A 2,889-nucleotide genomic window follows, 5' to 3' on the forward strand; every position below is an offset into this window, starting at 1 on the left:
ACCGTGCTACCGCTCGGTCCTTGAATTCTTGTCCGTAACGAGCCACATCTGTCTCTTATCGCCCCCAAGGTTCAAATTCTATCGGGGCGACATCTATTCTGCCGCGGGGGGGTAGCGCGGCGGCGGCCGGCGCGTCGGTCAGCAGGCCGGCGTTGCCCGTTGTCGCGTCGCCGGTCAGGGCGAAGGCTTCTTCCTTGATGCCGACCCCGGCCTTGCCAAATGTTTCAAGCGCCAGTTGCAATTGCTGGTTGTCATCCAACACTTGCCTCGACGTGCTGAACCAATGCGCGATGGTTTGCGGCTTCGCGTCGATCAGGCCGAAGACGACGTCGGATTGCGGCTTCGTTTGACCTTCCGGCACGACGGCGGCGGCATTGGTGAACGTCCCGGCGCGCACGTATTGAACCGTCGACGACGTGACCTTGATAACGCGCAGCACGCTACGCAAGTCGAATCGCGGCGCCAGGGCCGGCACGCCGCCGACGCTAGAAACCGTGCCGGCATGTGCGGTCGTAATCGGCGCCGCCTTCGACATCAGCGACCCGTCGACTTCGACACGCTGGCGGCCGTGTTTCTGGAAGGCTTGCCGGTCGAACCCGTCAACCAACGCCTTCGCGACGCGCGATCCGTCGTCCGGCACGACCAGCGATGCGCTATGCGTGCGGCCGGCGAATCCCTGTTCAAGCTCGGTCAGTCGCGTTTCGCTCTTGTCCAGGCGTTCGCGGATCGGCTGATAGCCTTCGTCAAGTGCCCGTTTGATTTCGGAAATGTCCATGATTGGACCCCTTCATTCGATGCGTTAGAGACATGGCTTTTTCGCTCTCGCGTCCCCTCGACCATCGCATCTCGCGGGCGGGGCCGGCGCGGCCTATATGCGCCGGTTTTTGGCGTCGCCCAGGTCGCGGACTGCATCTCGCAGTGGACGTCGGGCCGACGTCGGGTCAATTCATGGCGACGGCTTCAAACACGGTCGCGTTATCGCCGTCGAAATCGCTTTGCATCAAGCGCAATAGCAAGTCCGCGTCGCGATAGACGCCGACCGCGAACGTCGTTGCGTTGGCGATGACGCGCAGTTCGCCGCCGTCGCCCAATAGCGTGTCGACCCTGGCGCGCATCGCATCAGATTGACTGCGATAGGTCGCCAGCAATAGGCGGCGGATTTCGTCTTGCAGCGGCGCGAAGGCGCGGGCGACGTCTTGTTGTTCGGCTTCAGTCATGCGTTCACCTTTCATCAAAGGGGCGGCGCGCGCCGGGGTTCGCCGCGACCGTCATGCAGGCGCCGTCCCGAACGTGGCTTGCATGGGATAACCGCAGCTTGTGCGCGACGCGCGCCAGTGTGAAAACGGCCGCGTTCCATTGATTGATCGCCGGATGCGCTCGGCGCCGGCCGGTCGGGGTCACGACAACTAGTCCTTCGGCGTTCAGGACATCGCCGGCGGCATTGGCAACGCTTGCCGTGCGGACGTAGACCGTCAACAGGCCGACATCGGCCGCCTTGAAGAAGTCGGCCGGCAGGCTGGCGACGATGCTTCGCCATAGCCGGCGTTCGGCCGCCGACAGTCCGGCCGGCACCTTCAATCCCTGGCGCATCGGTTCCGGCGCGGTCCTGGCGATCTCGACGACGTCTTTAGCGGTCCTAGCCATGTTTTCCCCTCAAAAAAACCGGGCCGGTTTGTCGGCGATTAGATTTCTGGGACTTCGAGGCCGGTTACGAGCCAAAGCGGCCGGACTTTTGCATCCCCTATCCCCATCGAATCCGACCCGCCTTGCGGCGCCGTCAGTCGAACGCGACCGCGTCGGTTCCAACGTAGCCCCAGGCGCGCCAGAACCCGCGCCACGGTCGCGGCAAGGTTCCTTCGCGGCGCTGGCGCTCGACCAGGGCGGCGGCGCGCTCGGCGCGTTCTCTCGCTTTGCAATCGGCGCGATACCGGCGGTAAGCGTCGGTCCCGGCCGGCGGCGGCGTGCCGCGCTCGATGTCGATCCGGCATGCAACCCAATGCGCAAGGCCGCTTCGGCATTCATCGGTAATGCGCTGAAACGCGGCGCGCCCTGGCTGCATGCTCTGGTCCCCTTTGGGATCAGCATAGGAAATCGAAGAGACATCATCGTTTGCTTTCCGTAGTGGGGGGCTATTTGCAGGCAAGCCGTCAAATAGCCGGCCGCTTGTTCAGCCAAGTCGTCAAGACCGACTTCATGGATTCGCGCTCGACGGCTTCAACGCCAATCATGTGGTCCCAGGCATCAAGGTCCAGGTATTCGCGAATGGATTGTTCGACGCGCTCGCGAAGGTCGACAGGGTTCATAGCATCCAGTTCCCAACAGTGGTCGCCATACTGTTGCACGTACCACTTGTAGCGGCCGTCCTTCGACTTCGTATCGGCGGCAAATGAAGGAAGGCCGACGACATCATCAGCAGTCAGGGCAACGCGCTTGATCGTCAGGTCGGCGGATGCACCATAGCGTGATAGACGCTCGGGCAAGTCCATTTCCGACATGTACATCCCTGATGGGTCGAAATCGCCCACATACAGCAGCACGACCGGCTTGTCGGCGTCTTGGCTCATTTGTGCGAGATCGTTAAGACTGGTCGCACTGCCAAAGCCGTGCATGACCCGAAATGGGACGCCGTACTCTTCCAAAACGGGTGCAAGCGTCCCGCGCACGGTTCCCTTCTCGGACAGTACTTCGACGTGATATGGCTGGTCCTGCCAGTAGTTTTTCCGGTAGCAATCCATTGCGGCACGGATGATGGATTCGGGATCATCCCAGGACGCGGACTGGGCTTGCCCCCGTAAAACGAATCCCTTGCTGAGGTTAAACTGAAGCAAGGAGAGATGTGATGACAAGCAAGACAAAGCGGGCGCAGTACACGCTGGAATTCAAGCTGGA

At 61.9% G+C, this 2,889-nt stretch carries 5 protein-coding genes; all 5 read right to left on the reverse strand.

The features are described from left to right. Positions 1-55: 55 nt before the first annotated feature. A complete protein-coding gene (locus KHO22_RS32225; RefSeq protein WP_211951246.1) occupies positions 56-775 on the reverse strand; it encodes a phage major capsid protein in 720 nt (239 codons plus the stop codon). A 166-nt stretch (positions 776-941) separates the two neighbouring features. Beyond that, the gene (locus KHO22_RS32230; protein ID WP_211951247.1) at positions 942-1,217 is read right to left on the reverse strand and encodes a hypothetical protein; all 276 of its coding nucleotides are present in this window, start codon (positions 1,215-1,217) and stop codon (positions 942-944) included. A 4-nt stretch (positions 1,218-1,221) separates the two neighbouring features. Beyond that, positions 1,222-1,590, reverse strand: coding sequence for a P27 family phage terminase small subunit (locus KHO22_RS32235; protein WP_211951248.1), 369 nt, complete (start codon positions 1,588-1,590; stop codon positions 1,222-1,224). Positions 1,591-1,777: 187 nt separating this feature from the next. Further along, complete coding sequence (locus KHO22_RS32240) at positions 1,778-2,059, reverse strand: hypothetical protein (RefSeq protein ID WP_211951249.1); 282 nt, start codon at positions 2,057-2,059, stop codon at positions 1,778-1,780. Between the two features lie 88 nt (positions 2,060-2,147). Beyond that, on the reverse strand, positions 2,148-2,828 hold the full coding sequence (locus tag KHO22_RS32245; protein ID WP_211951250.1) for a hypothetical protein: 681 nt from the start codon (positions 2,826-2,828) through the stop codon (positions 2,148-2,150). Positions 2,829-2,889 lie beyond the last annotated feature (61 nt).

The sequence above is a fragment of the Cupriavidus yeoncheonensis genome, assembly GCF_905397275.1.
Classification (GTDB): domain Bacteria; phylum Pseudomonadota; class Gammaproteobacteria; order Burkholderiales; family Burkholderiaceae; genus Cupriavidus; species Cupriavidus yeoncheonensis.

What these genes read in the sequence shown, in the direction of transcription:
- KHO22_RS32225 (WP_211951246.1), bottom strand. Translation starts at nt 775, where the DNA reads ATGGACATTTCCGAAATCAAACGGGCACTTGACGAAGGCTATCAGCCG.
- KHO22_RS32240 (WP_211951249.1), bottom strand. Translation starts at nt 2,059, where the DNA reads ATGCAGCCAGGGCGCGCCGCGTTTCAGCGCATTACCGATGAATGCCGA.
- KHO22_RS32230 (WP_211951247.1), bottom strand. Translation starts at nt 1,217, where the DNA reads ATGACTGAAGCCGAACAACAAGACGTCGCCCGCGCCTTCGCGCCGCTG.
- KHO22_RS32235 (WP_211951248.1), bottom strand. Translation starts at nt 1,590, where the DNA reads ATGCGCCAGGGATTGAAGGTGCCGGCCGGACTGTCGGCGGCCGAACGC.